This is a genomic window from bacterium (assembly GCA_016708025.1).
In the GTDB taxonomy this organism is placed as follows: Bacteria; Zixibacteria; MSB-5A5; order GN15; family FEB-12; genus FEB-12.
In genome coordinates, this window is sequence record JADJGQ010000001.1 from 684,403 (window position 1) to 701,618 (window position 17,216).

Consider the following 17,216-nt stretch of genomic DNA (forward strand, 5'->3'; position numbering starts at 1 on the left):
TATGAGTTCAATAATCTCCAACTCCAGTCGTGTTGTTCCTGGCCTGATCGAACCGCCGGGCGGCAGAGTGATCCTTGAACAGGTCACGCCGCCCGACGGTCAGGCAAATCCGCTCGGCTTACCCGTCGGCGGCCAGGCCATTTCTCAGCCAGATTTCGGCGACCTCCTGTCCAATGCGATCAATTCAGTGAATGATCTGCAGCGCCAGGCTGGTGCCGCGCAGGAAGCGCTTTTGGCGGGGGAACCGGTCGAACTGCATGATGTCATGATCAAAGCGGAACAGGCCGGCTTGGCACTCGACTTGACCTTGGAGATCCGTAATAAGCTGATCAATGCGTACAACGAGATCATGCGGATGCCGATGTAAGGAATAGCACTGGAACTTCTGACCCGGCCATGGATGGCTGGTCATGATCGACACATAGGATTGAGTATGGGAAGCTTTAAGGACGTTTTCAAGAACTTCTCCGGAGTGGTCGGGCGAATGACCCCGAGCCAGGTGATGATGCTCTTTGGCGTTGTCGCCGGCACCATTGTCGGAGTTGTCCTGCTGGTCGGATGGGTGAACAATGTCACCTATTCCCGACTCTACTCCAACCTTGAAGAGAGCGAAGCCGGCGAGGTGATCAGTTATCTTAACGATAACAAGATCCCGTATAAGCTGGAGGACGGCGGGAAGTCGATTGAGATCCCCGCGGATGACGTCTATAAGACGCGCATCTCTCTCGCCGCTGAGGGACTCCCTCGCGCGGGGTCGATCGGCTATTCCATCTTTGACAAGAACAACCTTGGCATGACCGATTTCCTGCAGAACCTCAATTTCCGACGGGCACTCGAGGGGGAATTGACCCGGACGATCATGCAACTGTCTGAAGTGCAGGCGGCCCGCGTTCATATTGTCATTCCCAAAGACCGCCTGTTCAGAGAAGACAAAAAGGAGGCAACCGCCTCTGTCTTATTGAAGTTGAAGGGACACGCCCAACTCGCACGGGCACAGATCGCAGGGATCTCCCACCTGGTGGCATCCTCTGTCGAGGGCTTGAGCCCCGAAAATATCACCATCGTCGATTACGAAGGCAACCTGATGTCCGGCGGTCGTAAGTCCGATCCGCTGGCCGGGCTGTCCACCTCGCAATTGGAAGTGCGCCAGAATGTCGAATCATATTTGCAGGATAAGGCGCAGTCCATGCTCGACGGTGTTCTCGGCAACGGCAAAGCGATCGTCCGTGTCACCGCCGACCTCAATTTCCAGCAGGTAGAGAAGACGGCTGAAACCTATGACCCGAATGCGCCGGTCATTCGCTCCGAAGAACGGACACGCAATACCAACGCAACCACAGATAAAGCTGAGCCACCCAACGAAAGCAACCAGCAGGAAAATTCCGAGACTATCGTCACCAATTACGAGATCAACAAGACAGTCGAACATATCATCAATGCGGTCGGTACGATCGACCGGCTGTCCGTCGCCGTTATGGTTGACGGTACCTATCAGATGCCCGAGGCTGGCACCGGCGATGGCGCCGGAGCGCCCGTTTACCAGCCCCGCTCACAGGAAGAACTGGACAAGCTCGCCGCAGTCGTGCGCAACGCAGTTGGATTCCAGCAGCAGCGCTCCGATCAGATCGAAATGTTCAACATTCCGTTCGACCGTCAGGAGTTCCAGCAGGAGCAGCTACAGCTCGATGTTATGTATCAGCGCGACTTCTACTGGGATATTGGAAAGAAAGTCGGGCTGGTATTGCTGGCGATCTTTGCCTTCTTCTATCTCAAAGGGAAACTGAAAAAGCTCTTCTCCGGTGTCGGTAACATGCTTTCTCCGCACCCGGCTCACCGGGCGCAGCATGCGGGCAGCGTTGAGGGGATCGAAGACGAGGAGCAACCTTCAGCTATCGTCCTGGAAAAACGTAAACCACGCCTGGTCGACCATATGCAGCAGACCGCGAAAGAGCGGCCTGAAGAGGTCGCTAAGGTCATTAAGACCTTGATGATCGAGTAGGATGAAAAATATGCAATTCGATGACATGTCACCCACCAGGAAAGCGGCAGTCGCACTCGTTGCTTTTGGTCCCGAGGTCTCTGCTCTGGTTCTTAAGGGAATGAATGAAGCGGACCTGGAAAAGCTGACGATAGAGATCGCCAACCTTCGTGACGTCCCTCCGGAAGTCGAAGAGAAGGTGATCGAAGAGTGTCAGCAGATATTCATGGCCCGCCAGTACATTTCTCAGGGCGGTATTGACTTTGCCTCCCAGATCCTCGAAAAGGCGGTTGGTTCGCATAAAGCGCGTGAGATCATGCACCGGCTCGAATCCTCTTTCAAGTCGCGTGGTTTCTCGCTTCTCAAAGATATCGATCCCAAACAACTTTCTGGGTTCTTCCAGAACGAACATCCGCAGACCATCGCCCTGGTGATGACCCAGTTGTCATCGCAACAGGCCGCGGCGGTCCTGTCGGAATTGACGCCGGAACTCCAGGCCGAGGTTGCTCTTCGAATCGCTACCATGGAAAAGATCTCGCCTGAGATCCTGAAAGAGATCGAAGCGACTTTGGAGGCTCACTTCGGCTCCGCCAGCACACGAGACTTAAGCGTCTCCGGTGGTGCTAAAGCGATTGCCGAAATTCTCAACCTGATCGACACCACCGCTGAAAAAAACATTCTCCAGTCGCTCGAGGCCGAAGACGCCGATCTGGCGGCTGAGATCAAGAATATGATGTTTGTCTTCGACGATCTGATCCTTCTGGATGATCGTTCGATCCAGCGCGTTCTCAAGGAAGTCGAGACCAAAGACTTGTCGATCTCACTCAAGGCGACCAGCGAAGAGGTCAAGAACAAGATATTCAGTAACGTCTCCGAGCGTGTTGCCGTCATGATCCGCGAAGAGATGGAGTTCATGGGGCCGACACGACTTTCCGATGTCGAAGCGGCTCAGGGACGCATTGTCGAGACCGTCCGTCGCCTCGAAGAAGAAGGCCAGGTCATTATCTCCGGCCGCGGTGGCAAGGAAGAAATCATTGTCTAAGATCATCCGCTTTACGACCGAAGCTCCGGCGATCTATATTGGCGAGCGGCAACGTGATCTCCAGTCAGAGTCACGAGCCGAGCAGAAGCTCGCGGCGCTTTTTCCGAAAGTCAGTTTTATTACCGACTCAGATGGCGCTCGGCTCATCCCAATCAATGAGGTCTACAAGTTCGAACAAGTGGTCGAACGGATCCAGGACGAGTCCTATAAAGCCGGTTTTAAACAGGGATATACCGAAGGTCTGGAGAAGGGGAGAGACGAGGCTCGCAAAGTACTATCGCAGTTTGATCAGGCGATCAAAGATGCGGTCAATCAGCGAGAGGTGATGCTCCAGGAAAGCCGCGACAAGATCCTTGATCTGGTGATCAAGATCAGCCGTAAAGTGACTTTCGATGCGATCGAGTGCGATCGCGAAGCAACCGTCACCATGATCGCTCGAATCATTGACACGCTCGTGGACCGTTCGCGACTGGTCATCAAAGTACATCCCGACCATCTGGCAATAGTAGAACAGAATATCGATCGATTCCTGCAGAATTCGACTGCCATAAAGGAACTCCGTTTTGAAGCTGACCCGCGGGTCAAGTTCGGCGGATGCTTTATCGAGACCCCTACCGGTGATATTGATGCCCGGATCGAATCTCAGTTCGAAGTAATCAGCGATGCCGTCCTTGGGGCGGACCAGTCATGAGTTATGTCGCCTACGACATGTATGCAGACAGGATCGCTCGCGCGAACACGGTCAAGCATTTCGGGAAAGTGACCCAGGTAGTCGGCCTGGTGATCGAATCTGCCGGCCCAGCAGTCTCAATCGGAAGACTCTGCACCATTGAAAATCGTGAAAGCGGAAGCACTGTTCAGGCGGAAGTAGTTGGATTTCGGGATAACCGAATCTTGTTGATGCCCTATGGTCCGATCAGCGGCATTACCCCCGGTGCCATAGTCACATCAACCTCCGATCAACTTCGCATTCCTGTGGGGCCGGAGCTCGTCGGGAGAGTTCTCGGCGGATTGGGGCAACCGATCGATGACCGTGGCCCGCTGACTTGCCGTGCCACCCGTTCGATTGTAGCGAAAATTCTCCCCCCAATGCAGCGACGTCGTATCTCCGAACCGCTCTACACCGGTATCAAAGTGATCGACCTGATGACAACGATCGGCAAAGGCCAGCGTATGGGCGTTTTCGCCGGATCAGGTGTCGGCAAGTCGGTTACTCTCGGCATGATGGCGCGCGCTTCCAATGCAGATATCAACGTCATTGCCCTGGTTGGCGAACGAGGACGTGAAGTCCGCGAATTCATCGAACGCGATCTCGGCGCTGAAGGCATGAAGCGTTCAATTGTTGTCGCCGTAACCTCGGATCAACCTGCGCTCATTCGTATCAAGGGCGCCATGGTCGCCAGTGCAATAGCCGAGTATTTCCGGGACCAGGGGAAAGATGTCATGCTGCTCATGGATTCCGTCACGCGACTGGCCATGGCTCAGCGCGAGATCGGGCTCGCCGTCGGCGAACCCCCAGCCACCAAAGGTTACACACCGTCAGTCTTCGCTATGTTGCCAACCCTCCTGGAGCGTGCCGGTAACGCCGAGCGTGGCTCGATCACGGGATTCTATACAGTACTTGTCGAGGGTGATGACTTCAATGAACCGATCTCGGACGCCGTCAGATCGATCCTGGATGGCCACGTGGCGCTTTCCCGTCGCCTTGCCGCACTCAACCAGTATCCCGCTGTCGACGTGCTTGACTCTATCAGCCGACTCATGAAAGATGTCACTCCCCAGGAAGAAACGCAACTTGCCGCCAAGGTCCGAAAGACCCTGGCAACCTATAGAGAAGCCGAAGATCTGATCAATATTGGCGCCTATGTAAAGGGTTCAAACCCTAATATCGATTTCGCCATCTCCAAGATGGAAAAGCTGAACGCCTTCTTCCGTCAGGGGATCTACGAACTGGTGCCGCACACCGACGCTGTCGCGCAACTGCGTGCCATCATGGAAGGGTAGACCGAGGTGAAGAAGTTTCGCTATCGGCTCGAGCCAGTCCTCAAGATGAAAGCGCATGTTGAGAAACAGCGCCAGAAAGAACACGCCGTCGCGGTTCAGCAGGTATATATCCAGCAGGAGAAACTCCAGTCGATCGCCTCGGAAAAGCAACAGACCATCGAAAGCCAGCGAGAACGGTTGACCGGGCCACTGCATCCTCACCAACTGCTGATCGCCTCCCGTTACCTGGTCAAACTGAAACGCGATACAGTCACCGGCTCAGAATTGCTCCGTGCGCTGGAACGCGAGGCAGAGGTACGAAGAACTCGATTAGTCGAGGCGACCAAACAGAAAAAGATCCATGAAAAGCTGAAAGAAAAACAGCAACAACGTTTCGTCGCCGATATCGAGAGCCATGAGAAGAAGGAACTCGATGAGATTGCGGTCAATGGATACAGATTTCGACACCGGCAGTAACCACTGCCACACCTCCACCAACACAAAAGCCTCCTGAAAGGGAGGCTTTTGGTCTTATGGAGAGTATGTCTGGCTGCGGAGATTACTTCATCAGCAGCATCTTCTTCGTCGCAGTGAAATCGTTTGCCTGCAGTCTATAGAAATAGACGCCGGAGGCGAGCTGATTGCCCGATGAGGAACGCCCATCGAATGAAACCTTGTGCGTGCCTGCGGACATCGACCCATCTGTCAGCGTCCGAACCAGTCGGCCGGTAATATCATACAACTCGATCTTGACATTCGAAGCGCGCGGTAGCGCGAATTCGATCACCGTTGTCGGATTAAACGGGTTCGGATAATTCTGCATCAAAGCAAAATCACGGGGCAGTAACGAACCATCCTGATCGTCTACATCCGTCGCCACGGAAACCTGCAATTCGCCTGAGCGGAAGATAGGTCGCACCTCACGATTGCCGTCAACAGCGGTCAGGAGAAGAAAAGTCCCCTGTACACCGGCATACGAAGCGCTGTCAATGGTGATGGCGGTATCCGGTGTTGATTCGTCAATGCTGAACCAGGCTTGCATGAATAGGCCTGTGCCCGGAGCAAGTGGGACATCATCGCCAAAGGTGATCTGCCCGAGGCACTGATGCAGGGCATTGGAATATTGAGTGAATTTGGACTGGGCGGGATCTGCCCGCATACCCTCGAATGAGAGCGAATCAAAGGTCAGTCGATCTGACCCCCAAGTGAGGGCAACTGAGACATCGCGCGTGTTGCGCTCATTAAACAGGAAGATATCCACAGCTACCGACATGCCGGCCACACCGCTTCCATTGGCGACCCAAATGGAATCAAAGGAGGGAGGGTTCTCCGCCACTGTCAAATAGCCTTTGACGAACTCAGGAGTAAAAGCCACTACCGATGGTAGGATGAAATCTGTAGTGAAGGTCGCGTCGGGCGCCCAGGTTATTGAATCGATGACCGCCGTTTGCTGAACTACCGTTTCATCATAGGACAGATAGATATGCCCCAGCAGGCCATTCCCAACTGGAATATTCTGAGCGCCGCCTTCAAGTGCTGAGACGTTCAGGATTTTTCCGTCACTGCTGATGCGTCTGTTGCGAAAGGCCACATTGGCGACTCTGCCTCCAGCGAATGAAAACGAGTCGATCCGTATTCCGACTCCGTTGTGCTGAACCGTCATTTCCACGCCATACAACTGCTCGTCGTTGTAGAAATGTACCGGTACCACGCCAACTCCGGAGATAAACGAAGCGACCGAGTCGATGCGCAACGTATCGCGAATACCCGGATCGGCCTGCCCTCGAGATTCAAGGGTTGCCACCAAAAGGAGCGCGAGAATAAGAACAAGAATTCGTAAGTTTTTTTGCATATTCAATCCCCGATGTTCACCCATAAGAGCAAAATCCGTGCTGGGGGCCGTTTCTTAGCAGGTCTGCAGGAAGGCTCACCTGTCCGATGCAGTGGTGTAATCTAAGTGGCTGTCTGCGAACAGACTTGCCACTGTACTAAATATATACACCCGACCGCCCTTTCGCAATCCCGTTTTCAGTATGCAGTTCACTGCCTAGCTCATGCCTCTACGGGGCGGGAATCAGTCAAATCAGGTTTTCTCAACTCGGGACTGCACCTGCCGATGTATTCACTATGTCCTCAATTCGTACTTACCGTCAGGCCGAGCGATGCAGCTACACCAAGGTCTGCTACCTGGCAGAATCGCTGAAATGTTTTGGCTTCAAGACCGACTGCCCACTCTACATGCGCTGCAATGACGAGCCCTGTGACGAATCGCGCTTTCATGAGGCGATGGACCGCCTGATCGACAAGACCCGCGCCAAACACCAGAATCTGCCGGTCTGACCGGGAACGGGAAATCCTTTCCCCACGATCCAATCCTAATCTTCCGAAACAAGCCTTCTCGTCTCTCAATCGCCTCTACGATTACTCGTGTAATTGATTGCCAGATAGCGTCTTGTGCGTCCGTCAGTGGTTCTGGCACAGCCGATGCTTAACAGTCATCGGAGAATTCTATGATAAAAGGCATGTATACATCCGCGTCCGGCATGATTCCGCGAGTCCAGCAACAGGAAGCGATCGCCAACAACATCGCCAATGCTGCCACCGCCGGATTCAAGAAGGACGACATTTTCGTTCGCGAACTGTCCAAAGCAGAGCGCAAGACGACCAAGACGGCCGCCGACTGGATGCAGCCGATGGTCACCAAAGCATTCACCCAGCATACCCATGGCAGCCTCGACCGGACGAACAATCCGCTCGACCTGGCTATCGATGGTGAGGGGTTCTTCCGGCTGCAATCGCCAGATGGCGTTGTTGCCCTGACCCGCTCCGGCTCTTTCCAGGTTGCCAATAATGGATTCCTGAATTACCCCGGCGGCTACCAGCTCATGGGCGAGTCCGGCCCGATTCAGGTCGGTACCGGGACAGTCACCATTGCCCAGTCAGGTGAAGTGGAAGTCGATGGCACCGTGGTTGGACGAGTCGTCCCCTACACGGTGGCTGATCTCAAGAAGCTGGAAAAAGTCGGTGAGACGCTGTTTGTCGCCGCACCGGGTGCTGAACTGACTGCCGTACCGACCCCCTCGATTCAGCAAGGGTATCTCGAGTCTTCGAATGTCGATGTCATCACCGAGATGGTCGACATGATCGTGTCATATCGCATTTACGAAGCCAACGCCAAATCACTGCAAACTCAGGACAGCTCCCTGGACAGTCTCTTCAACCGGGTTGCAGGCTCAAAATAACGACGGAACGCAGGGAACAGGAGTAAACGAATGATCAAGGCAATGCGCACGGCAGCATCGGGCATGTCTGCTCAACAGATGAATGTCGACAACATCGCCAACAACCTGGCCAACGTGAACACCACTGGCTTCAAGAAAGCCAAGCTGGAGTTTCAGGATGTCCTGTATCAAAACGTCCGCCGCGCCGGTGTAGCATCGGCCGTGGGCACCCAGGTTCCTACCGGATTGGCGATCGGCTACGGTACGCGGCCATCCGCGACAGTCCGAGAATTCACCACCGGTGATCTTGCCCAAACCGGCAACCCACTTGATATGGCGATCTCCGGCGACGGATTTTTCCAGGTACAACGCCCGGATGGTACGACCGCATACACGCGCGATGGCGCGTTTAAGATCTCGGCCGATGGCCGTGTGGTCACCTCTGACGGTTTCTTCCTGCTCCCCGAACTTTCCATCCCCGAAGACGCCGTGTCGGTCTCAGTCGGACAGGATGGTGTGGTTGAAGCGATTCAGTTTGGTCAAGATGCGCCGACTCAGATCGGCCAGCTTGAACTGGCACGCTTTATCAATCCGGCCGGTCTGACCGGCATTGGCAAAAACCTCATGGTCCCGACCAGTGCTTCTGGTACGGCGACCACCAACACCCCCGGACAGGGCGGACTCGGCACGATCGACCAGGGATACCTGGAAATGTCAAACGTCTCCGTGGTGGATGAAATGGTCAACATGATCGTGGCGCAACGCGCCTACGAGATCAACTCAAAAGCGATTCAGACCGCCGACGACATGGCGTCTATCGCCAATAACCTGAAGAGATAATCATGAACCTGCGTAAGACGACATTTCTGGTAGAGCTGATGCTCGCGATCGCGCTGTTCTCGACGACGAGCTGGGCTATCGATCCGGATGAAGCTCTGCGGCAGGTTGCAGCCACAACATTTGAACTCGACAGCGCAACCTATCGAGTGGAGATCCTCTCCAGTCAGATCAAGGCCACGGATGTCGCGCTCAGCGAACTGCGCCTGAAACCGCTCTCCCAGAAAGAGCCGCTCGGACTATTCACAGTCATCGCCACGATCACCCGCGATGGTCGCATGCTTGAGTCCGGCCAGGTCAGTCTGCGCATTCACAAATTTGCCGAAGTCCTGGTCGCGCAGGAATCTCTGCGCCGCCATGACGAACCGGTAGAAACCCAATTTTCCCTTCAGCGGATGGACATCACCTCCCTGCTTGAGCAGCCGGTCACAGCGTTTGAGTCCGTAAGTGGGCTCAGAATGCGGCGAAATCTCGCCAAAGGTCAGATTCTTACCACCAGTGCGATCGAGCCGGTGCCAGACATTGAAGTCGGGCGGGAGGTTTCCATCCAGTGTTCCAACGGCCTGTTTTCAATCTCCACACCGGGTACCGCTCAGCAGAGCGGAATGGCCGGCGAACTGATCCGCGTCAAAAACCGCGCATCCGGTAAGATCATCCAGGCTACCATCGTGGATAACTCAACGGTCGCTATCGCGCCGTGATTGCATAGGACGCAAGGAGTCGTTTCATGAAACTGTCACGCATCATTATCCTACTCATCATCCTGCTGCTTCTGCCGTTCGCGCTGAAGACCAACGGTCAGGATTTTGGACGCTCATCTTCGCTGTATTCCGATGTCAAGGCATACAACGTTGGTGACATTTTGACTGTCCTCATCTATGAGCAGAACTCGGCCTCCAATCAGGTCGAAACCAAGACCGAAAAATCAACCAGTACGTCGACCTCCGGTGGACCCGGTGAAGGACCACTCCTTCGCCTGATCCCGAAGTTCGGACTAGATGCGGATAACAAGGCCGATTTCAACGGCAAGGGAGAGAACCTCCGCTCGGGTGTCTTGCGCGGCAAGATCTCCGTTACTGTCGTCGGCAAGAAAGATAATGGCGATCTGATCATCGAAGGTTCGCGCGTGATCGGCATCTCCGGTGACCGTGAGACACTCACCCTGAACGGAATCGTTCGACAGAAAGATATTGGCTCCAACAATACCATCGACTCCTATCAAATAGCCGATGCTGAGATTCATTATACGGGTAAGGGAAATGCCAATACGGCTTCTCGTCCCGGATTTTTCACCCGTATCCTGAGCTGGATATTCTAAAGGAGACGATCATGTTGGAAAATCTACACGCTCGACTCCTCACGCCGTGCGGTTTGATCATCATGCTGATGATCTTTGCCTTCTTCTGTCCGCAGGCTGATGCCGCCAAGGTTCGGATCAAGGACCTCTGCACATTCCAGAACAAGCAGGAAACCGACCTGATAGGCTACGGCCTCGTGATCGGACTGGATGGCTCTGGCGATGGCAACGGCACCCAGTTCACCATGCAATCGCTCGCCAACATGATGGAGCGAATGGGGCTTCAGGTAGAACCGAACAAGCTGAAAGTCAAGAATATCGCCGCAGTGATGGTCACTGCCCGGATCTCCAGCGATCTGTCCGAAGGGACCTACTTTGACGTCACCGTATCTTCCATCGGCGACGCCAATTCTCTTCAGGGCGGGATCCTACTTATTACGCAACTGGCCGGTCCTGATGGCGTGGTCAGAGCGGTCGCGCAGGGTTCAGTCTCAATAGGCGGATTCAACGTCCAGGTCGATGAGGGGAACAAGATCGTCAACAACTATACGCTGGTCGGCCGTGTGCCGAACGGCGGCAAGATCTCCCGTCCACTGCAGACAGTCCCTGGATCCGATAAAGTCGTCTTGCTGACTCTGAGCGAACCTGATATCACCACGGCGCAACGCGTCGCATCGCGGATCAATCTTGAATACGGTGACTATGCCAGCCCGGTTGACGGTGGCACGATTCAGGTGACGATCCATGACACGATCGCCGAACCGACTCGCCGCATGCGCTTTCTCTCGGATCTCGGTCAACTGACTGTCGAACCAGACCAGATCGCCAAAGTCGTGATCAACGAACGGACCGGCACAATCGTCGCCGGCCAGAATGTCATTATTGAACCAGTCGCCATAGCCCATGGCACCATAACGGTGAGTATCGATTCCCGGCCGGTCATTTCCCAACCCGATGGCTTCAGTAAGGGAGAGACGGTTGTGACTAAGGATACTGAGGTAACCGTGAACGCCGAAAAGGCGCGTGTCATTGAACTGGAATCAGTCGTGAAGTTGTCCGATGTCGCCGCCGCCCTGAATAAGATCGGCGCCACGCCGCGCGATATCGTCGCCATTTTCCAGGCCCTCAAACAGGCGGGCGCCCTTCGCTCTGAGCTGGTCATCATGTAATGAGAAGTCTCGCGCCAACATCCGCACCAACCTCCCTTGATACTCTCAAGGGGAATGCAGCCAGTACGCTGGAGCAGGAGAAGGCGCGTCTTAGAAAAGCTACCCAGGAATTCGAGGCCTTCTTCCGCTATCAAATGATGAAGGCGATGCGGAAGACGGTTCCAGAGAATCCCCTGACTAAAGGTCTGCCGATGAGCAGCTCGCAGGGGAAAGAGACATTCATGGATTTGATGGATATGGAGATCTCCCGCGCAGGCGCCGGAGGACATGGCTCCATTTCTGATATCCTCTACCGTTCCACCGTCAAGCTGATCGAAGCGAAGTACGCCGATAGCGGACAGGTCGACCCCGACGCTGTCTCCAAACTCCCGACTGCCACAGTCAAACGGATACCGGTGAGCCTCAAGCCAAAACAGATCGAATTGCCAAAAGAAGTTAAACCGGTCGAGCTCGAAGCCGAACCGGAGATCGCGCCGCTGAAACCGCGGACAACACCGTCGCATGACAAGATCATGGAAAAATATGGCAACCTGATCGAGGCCGCGGCGGCAGAAACCAAGCTCGATTCTACCCTGATCGCATCGGTGATCCATGCCGAATCGCGGGGCAATGCGAAGGCCGTTTCGCATGCCGGAGCCAAAGGGCTGATGCAGCTAATGGATGCGACGGCAGAGGATCTGGGTGTGACCGATTCTCTGGATCCAGAACAGAACATCATGGGGGGCAGTCGCTTCCTCAAGAAGTTGATCGATCGATATCAGGATGTCGAACTAGCCTTGGCGGCATACAATGCCGGTCCAGGGAATGTGGATAAATACGGCGGCCTCCCGCCATTCGCCGAAACACAGAACTATGTGACCAAGGTGATGGCCCTCTTCGAAGAAGCAACCAAGTCACCTAAAGTTCCCTAAGAAACGACCGATAACGAACTTACAGGAGAGTCGTTTGACCATAGGATATGATCAACCAATTGATTGACATCATCAGCAAGGAAGCTGTTCTCTTCGAATCCTTCCTCGAGCTGCTTCAGCGCCAAAAAGAGATGTTGGTTGCCAACGATCTTGAAGGACTGCAGCAAGTCACCGAACGACAGCACGAGAAACTGACCGAGAGCCGCATCCTCAACAAACAGCGTGAAGCATTGGTCGAAGAGATCAAGGCCGCTCGTTCGATCGATGGAGACCTGACGGTCTCGCGTCTGCTTGACCTGGTCGACCAGAATCAGGCCGAACGACTCCGCCAACTTCGCGAACTGATCCTTGAATTAAACAACAAGATCAACGACTCCCGCAACACCAATGCGATGTTGCTGAATCAGTCGAGAGAATTCGTCGCCAAGACCATGGCAATGTTGTCACGCATGAATAACCCGGAACCAACTTACGGTTCCAAGCGGTCGGAAACCGACCCTGCGCGCCCTGTCGCCATGGATAGGAGGGCCTGATGCCAGGTCTGTTCCAGGGATTGGAAATCGGCAAACGCGCGCTGTTAACGCATCAGCTGAACCTGCAGACGATCGGCCATAATATTGCCAACGTCAACACGCCGGGGTACAGCCGCCAGCGCGTCAATATCTCTCAGACCAATCCGGAACAGCAGGCGTATGGCTCCATCGGCACGGGCATCACTGCCGAAGATATTCGCCATGCCCGCGACTTTTTCCTGAGTCAGCAATACCGTCAGGCGAGCAAATCGCTTGGCCAGTGGTCATACAAACAGAAGACAATGACGCAGATCGAATCCGTGTTTAACGAACCACAGTCTGATTCGGTCTCGGACCTTCTTGACGGCTTCTGGAATGCCTGGTCGGACCTTTCCACTCAGGCCTCCAGCACCAACGCGGCTACGGCGCGTACCAACGTGCTCGGAGAAGCTACCAAGCTGGTGAATGGTCTGCATGAGTTGGCCAATCGCCTCCAGAATCTACGGGACTCGGTCGATAGCGACCTGCAAAACTACACGAACGAGATCAACAAGTATACGGCCGAGATCGCCCAGCTCAATCAACAGATCGCCAGCTCGGAACTCGGCGGCACACCGGCCAACGACCTTCGCGACCAGCGCGATCTGATGACCGATCAGCTGGCCTCGATCATCGATGTTCGAGTCACCGAAAAGCCAAACGGAACCACCATTGTCTCCATGGGAGCCATGGTATTGGTAGATTCTTCGGATGACTTCCCGATCGGCTCCAATGTGGTTAATGAAAATGGTCACGCCATTCACGAACTGGTCTGGCGCGGAACCGATGTCAAGTTGACCAACCTGAATGGCGAGTTGTATGGCCTGATTCAATCGCGCGACGAGGTCCTGCCGAGATACATAGACGAATTGAATACATTGACCGGCACGATCATCGAGCAGGTCAATTCGATCCATATGAGTGGATACGGTGCCGCCGACAGCACCGATGTCCCGTTTTTCGACCCCACTTTTACCGAAGCGGCCACGATCCGGATCAATCAGGCGATCATGCAGGATTCGAACAAGATCGCGGCCTCGTCAACGGCGTCGCCCGCTTTCGACAATGCCATCGCATTGGCGATCTCGGAACTACGCAACCTGCAGGTTATGGATAAGAACACCTCCACCATGGGTGACTATTACACCAGCCTGGTCGGAAAACTTGGGATCGAAACGAGCGAAGCGTCGGCTTTCAGTCAGAACTATGAACTGCTGGTCCAACAGGTGGATAATTCCCGCCAATCGGTACAGGGCGTCTCTCTGGATGAGGAGATGGCCAATATGATCAAGTTTCAGCATGCGTACGACGCTGCTGCGCGAGTGATCACCACTATGGACCAGGCACTGGATACCGTGATCCACGGAATGGGTACGGTAGGCCGATAAAATCAGGCTGAGCCCGCGCTCGGCCATCCACGGAGGGTAACGTGCTTATTCTAACAAGGAAGTTAGGAGAGTCGATCACGATCGGTGACGAAATACGCGTCTCCGTACTCGGGATCCGCGGTCGCCAGGTTCGCCTGGGGATCGAGGCCCCCGCCAAAGTGGTCGTCCATCGAGAAGAGATCTATGTCAAGATCCAGGAGGAGAACCGAAAGGCTTCCAAGGGATCGAAGAATGATCTGCTCGGGATGGTCAACCTGATCAAAGGAAAGATCAAGGGTGATGCTCCGACCGACAAACAGACGACGATCGATTACAAAGACAATCCGCATCCGGACCGCCGCAAGGACCGACCGGACGCGGAATAGGGGAGAGCTCGTAAGAGCGAACACCTGTCAAGGAATGACGAGATGCGTGTAACGAACCAAATGATGTCCAGCCGGGTGGTGTTTAACCTGCAGCGTTCTATGCAGCGGTATATCACTTTGCAGACCAATATGTCAACCGGACGGAAGATCAATGCTCCGTCGGATGACCCGGTCGGGACGGTACGCGATCTCAATTACCGGACCGAACTGAACGAGCTGGAGCAGTGGCAGAAAAACATCGGCCAGGCCCAGAACTGGACCAGGAACTACGACACGATCCTGGGCGACGCCAAGGACTTCATGTCCAGCGCTCGCGAGATCGCGGTTGCGATGGCGGATGGCACCTATGACGCTGCCGCACGCCAGGCTTCCGCAAGCGAAGTCGACTCGATCATCGATCAGATCATGCAGATGGCCAACTCCGAACTGGAGGGCCGCCGTGTGTTTGGCGGTAATATCACCCAGCGAGCGCCATTCCAGCGCTCTGCAGCTGGTCTATCATATCGGGGTGACTCCGGAAGGATTGAATTCGAGATCGAATCCGGCCAGCGAAGTCAGGTGAACTTCAATGGACAGGAAACCTTCCTCAAACAGTTGACCACTCTTGGTGAGAATGCCGATCTCAATGTCGGAATCAGTGCGACCACAGCGTTGGCCAATCTGCACAACGGCGATGGCGTCGACCTGACTGCAGGCTTCACCATTACCGACAGCAACACCGGAACAACCCTTGCCGTCGATCTGACCGCATTGCCGGCAAACGCGACTATCAATGACCTCCTGACCAGCATCAACACCCAGTTGACCGCCGCCGGGATGACCAATATCACCGCCCAGATCAACAGCTCAAAGACCGGTATCGCATTCGATACCACGCTCAATGGGCTGGTCAGTGGATCGTCCAATCTCGGTGATCTTCGCCAGGGACTTGGTATTGATCTGAATCCAGGAACCATTCGCGTTACCGATGGTGCCCTGATCGACTTTACCGTCGATCTCTCTGGTTCGGTCACGCTCAATGATGTGATCACCAAGTTCAACACACAGGTGGCCGCAAGCGGAATTAGCAACGTCACCATGTCGATCAATCCGGCTGGCACCGGTTTGCAGATCGTGGATACCAACGGTACTCCTCTTGGTCTGCAAATACTGGATACAGCGGCTATGGAGCAGACCGCCACCGGTCTTGGTATCGATGGTAACGTCGGTGCCCAACTGATCGGCGAGGCGCTCGATCCAAACGTACGATTTGCCATCGCCGAAACAACCGGAAGCACGGCCGCCGATCTCGGCATCCTTGCCGAATTTACCACGGATCTGCACGGCGAAGATATTGATGCTCGTCTGATCGCGACCACACTCTTGTCAGAACTTGATTCCGGTCTCGGATATACGACCGGTTCCTTCAAGCTAACTCAGGGCGATGCGGTCCTGTCGATCAGCCTTTCCGATCCGACCATCATGACTGTCCAGGACCTGCTCGACCGGATCAACAACTCTATTCTGGATGTCACTGCCAGTATCAATCCATCGGGCCGCGGCATTCAGATCGTCAATGACGACCCGACCAGAAGTTTTGCGATCGAGGAGGTCGGCACCAGCCGCGCCGCCAAAAATCTCGGGCTCTACGGTTCTTCAGATATGATGGGCATTCTCAACATGCTCGCTTCGGCTCTGAAGACGGATGACCAGGAGGGGACTGGCCTGTTGATCGGAGCGCTGGACAAGTCGATTGAACACCTTCTGACCAGTCGCGCGACTGCAGGCGCTCGCGGTATTCGACTCGAAACAACCGCTGCGCGCTTGACCAACCAGGAACTAGATTTTACCGAGTTGCTTTCCGATGTCGAGGATATTGACCTGCCGACTGCGGTTACCCAACTCGCGACTTACGAAAACGGATACCAGGCCGCATTGATGGCGGCAAGCAAGATAATTCAGCCAAGTTTGATGGATTTCCTGAAGTAATAGGAGCCTGCCAAGGATAGTACTATGAGTGTTGTAGAAAGCCTCAGATTCGGGACACTGGACGTTCCGGAAGACAAGACGATTTTTATGGAACGGCCGATCCTCGGCTTCGAGCACCTCAAGACTTTCTGTCTGGTGGAGCTTGCCGAACTGTCTCCGTTTCTTTGCATGCAATCGACCGAGGATCCCGCGGTTTCATTCCTGGTTGTTAATCCGCTCGTCTTTTATCCCCGGTACCGGATTGAAGTCAATCCCAAGGAGATCGCGGAACTGCGGATCGCCAAAACCGAGTCGATCGAAACCTATGTGATCGTCACGGTGCCGGAAGATGCCCGCCAGATCTCCGTGAATCTGCAGGGACCAGTACTCATTAATACCGAGAATAACCTGGCCAAGCAGTTGGTCCTGGTCAACTCGCAGTACCAGGTTCGCCACCAATTGTTGGAAATTCTGGAAACTCCACAGCGGAAGGTCGAACGAGGCAGCCCGGTCGCGGTCTAAGACTG

19 protein-coding genes are annotated in these 17,216 nt (G+C 54.6%); 18 read left to right on the top strand and 1 reads right to left on the bottom strand.

The genetic code is table 11. The features are described from left to right. The first annotated feature begins 1 nt into the window (after position 1). The 6 genes from fliE (at position 2) to fliJ (ending at position 5,480) form a co-directional block, all read left to right on the top strand. Entirely contained in the window at positions 2-367 is a 366-nt protein-coding gene (gene fliE, locus IPH75_02975) for a flagellar hook-basal body complex protein FliE (protein MBK7141029.1), read from the top strand. A 66-nt stretch (positions 368-433) separates the two neighbouring features. After that, complete coding sequence (fliF, locus tag IPH75_02980) at positions 434-1,999, top strand: flagellar M-ring protein FliF (GenBank protein ID MBK7141030.1); 1,566 nt, start codon at positions 434-436, stop codon at positions 1,997-1,999. A 10-nt stretch (positions 2,000-2,009) separates the two neighbouring features. Beyond that, entirely contained in the window at positions 2,010-3,020 is a 1,011-nt protein-coding gene (fliG, locus tag IPH75_02985) for a flagellar motor switch protein FliG (protein ID MBK7141031.1), read from the top strand. Beyond that, a complete protein-coding gene (locus IPH75_02990; protein MBK7141032.1) occupies positions 3,013-3,711 on the top strand; it encodes a hypothetical protein in 699 nt (232 codons plus the stop codon). Before fliG ends, IPH75_02990 begins: the two co-directional genes overlap by 8 nt. Then, positions 3,708-5,024, top strand: a complete 1,317-nt coding sequence (locus IPH75_02995) for a FliI/YscN family ATPase (protein ID MBK7141033.1) — start codon at positions 3,708-3,710, stop codon at positions 5,022-5,024. Before IPH75_02990 ends, IPH75_02995 begins: the two co-directional genes overlap by 4 nt. 6 nt (positions 5,025-5,030) lie before the next feature. After that, positions 5,031-5,480: a flagellar export protein FliJ gene (fliJ, locus tag IPH75_03000; GenBank protein ID MBK7141034.1), complete on the top strand. Its 450-nt coding sequence runs from the start codon at positions 5,031-5,033 to the stop codon at positions 5,478-5,480. Between the two features lie 82 nt (positions 5,481-5,562). Here fliJ and IPH75_03005 read toward each other — a convergent pair whose 3' ends face one another. Beyond that, positions 5,563-6,855 (bottom strand): T9SS type A sorting domain-containing protein, encoded by a 1,293-nt coding sequence (locus IPH75_03005; GenBank protein MBK7141035.1) that lies wholly within the window; start codon positions 6,853-6,855, stop codon positions 5,563-5,565. Between the two features lie 275 nt (positions 6,856-7,130). On the opposite strand from IPH75_03005, the gene IPH75_03010 reads away from it, so the two are divergent. The 12 genes from IPH75_03010 to IPH75_03065 all read left to right on the top strand — a co-directional run bounded on the left by IPH75_03010 (position 7,131) and on the right by IPH75_03065 (position 17,211). Further along, entirely contained in the window at positions 7,131-7,343 is a 213-nt protein-coding gene (locus tag IPH75_03010) for a hypothetical protein (GenBank protein MBK7141036.1), read from the top strand. Positions 7,344-7,525: 182 nt separating this feature from the next. Further along, positions 7,526-8,245 (top strand): flagellar basal-body rod protein FlgF, encoded by a 720-nt coding sequence (flgF, locus tag IPH75_03015; GenBank protein MBK7141037.1) that lies wholly within the window; start codon positions 7,526-7,528, stop codon positions 8,243-8,245. Positions 8,246-8,275: 30 nt separating this feature from the next. Further along, on the top strand, positions 8,276-9,064 hold the full coding sequence (gene flgG / locus IPH75_03020) for a flagellar basal-body rod protein FlgG (protein ID MBK7141038.1): 789 nt from the start codon (positions 8,276-8,278) through the stop codon (positions 9,062-9,064). Positions 9,065-9,066: 2 nt separating this feature from the next. Continuing rightward, on the top strand, positions 9,067-9,762 hold the full coding sequence (flgA, locus tag IPH75_03025; GenBank protein ID MBK7141039.1) for a flagellar basal body P-ring formation protein FlgA: 696 nt from the start codon (positions 9,067-9,069) through the stop codon (positions 9,760-9,762). A 26-nt stretch (positions 9,763-9,788) separates the two neighbouring features. Then, positions 9,789-10,379 carry a flagellar basal body L-ring protein FlgH gene (locus IPH75_03030; protein ID MBK7141040.1) on the top strand — a complete coding sequence of 197 codons (591 nt, stop codon included), beginning with the start codon at positions 9,789-9,791 and terminating at the stop codon, positions 10,377-10,379. A gap of 11 nt (positions 10,380-10,390) precedes the next feature. Further along, positions 10,391-11,527: a flagellar basal body P-ring protein FlgI gene (locus tag IPH75_03035; GenBank protein MBK7141041.1), complete on the top strand. Its 1,137-nt coding sequence runs from the start codon at positions 10,391-10,393 to the stop codon at positions 11,525-11,527. Positions 11,528-12,039: 512 nt separating this feature from the next. Then, complete coding sequence (locus IPH75_03040) at positions 12,040-12,438, top strand: lytic transglycosylase domain-containing protein (GenBank protein MBK7141042.1); 399 nt, start codon at positions 12,040-12,042, stop codon at positions 12,436-12,438. A gap of 47 nt (positions 12,439-12,485) precedes the next feature. Next, positions 12,486-12,971 carry a flagellar protein FlgN gene (locus tag IPH75_03045; protein MBK7141043.1) on the top strand — a complete coding sequence of 162 codons (486 nt, stop codon included), beginning with the start codon at positions 12,486-12,488 and terminating at the stop codon, positions 12,969-12,971. Continuing rightward, the gene (gene flgK / locus IPH75_03050; protein ID MBK7141044.1) at positions 12,971-14,377 is read left to right on the top strand and encodes a flagellar hook-associated protein FlgK; all 1,407 of its coding nucleotides are present in this window, start codon (positions 12,971-12,973) and stop codon (positions 14,375-14,377) included. Before IPH75_03045 ends, flgK begins: the two co-directional genes overlap by 1 nt. 41 nt (positions 14,378-14,418) lie before the next feature. After that, positions 14,419-14,742 (top strand): carbon storage regulator CsrA, encoded by a 324-nt coding sequence (gene csrA, locus IPH75_03055; protein MBK7141045.1) that lies wholly within the window; start codon positions 14,419-14,421, stop codon positions 14,740-14,742. A 42-nt stretch (positions 14,743-14,784) separates the two neighbouring features. Continuing rightward, positions 14,785-16,710 (top strand): flagellar hook-associated protein FlgL, encoded by a 1,926-nt coding sequence (flgL, locus tag IPH75_03060; GenBank protein ID MBK7141046.1) that lies wholly within the window; start codon positions 14,785-14,787, stop codon positions 16,708-16,710. 24 nt (positions 16,711-16,734) lie between these two features. Continuing rightward, positions 16,735-17,211 carry a flagellar assembly protein FliW gene (locus IPH75_03065; GenBank protein MBK7141047.1) on the top strand — a complete coding sequence of 159 codons (477 nt, stop codon included), beginning with the start codon at positions 16,735-16,737 and terminating at the stop codon, positions 17,209-17,211. Positions 17,212-17,216 lie beyond the last annotated feature (5 nt).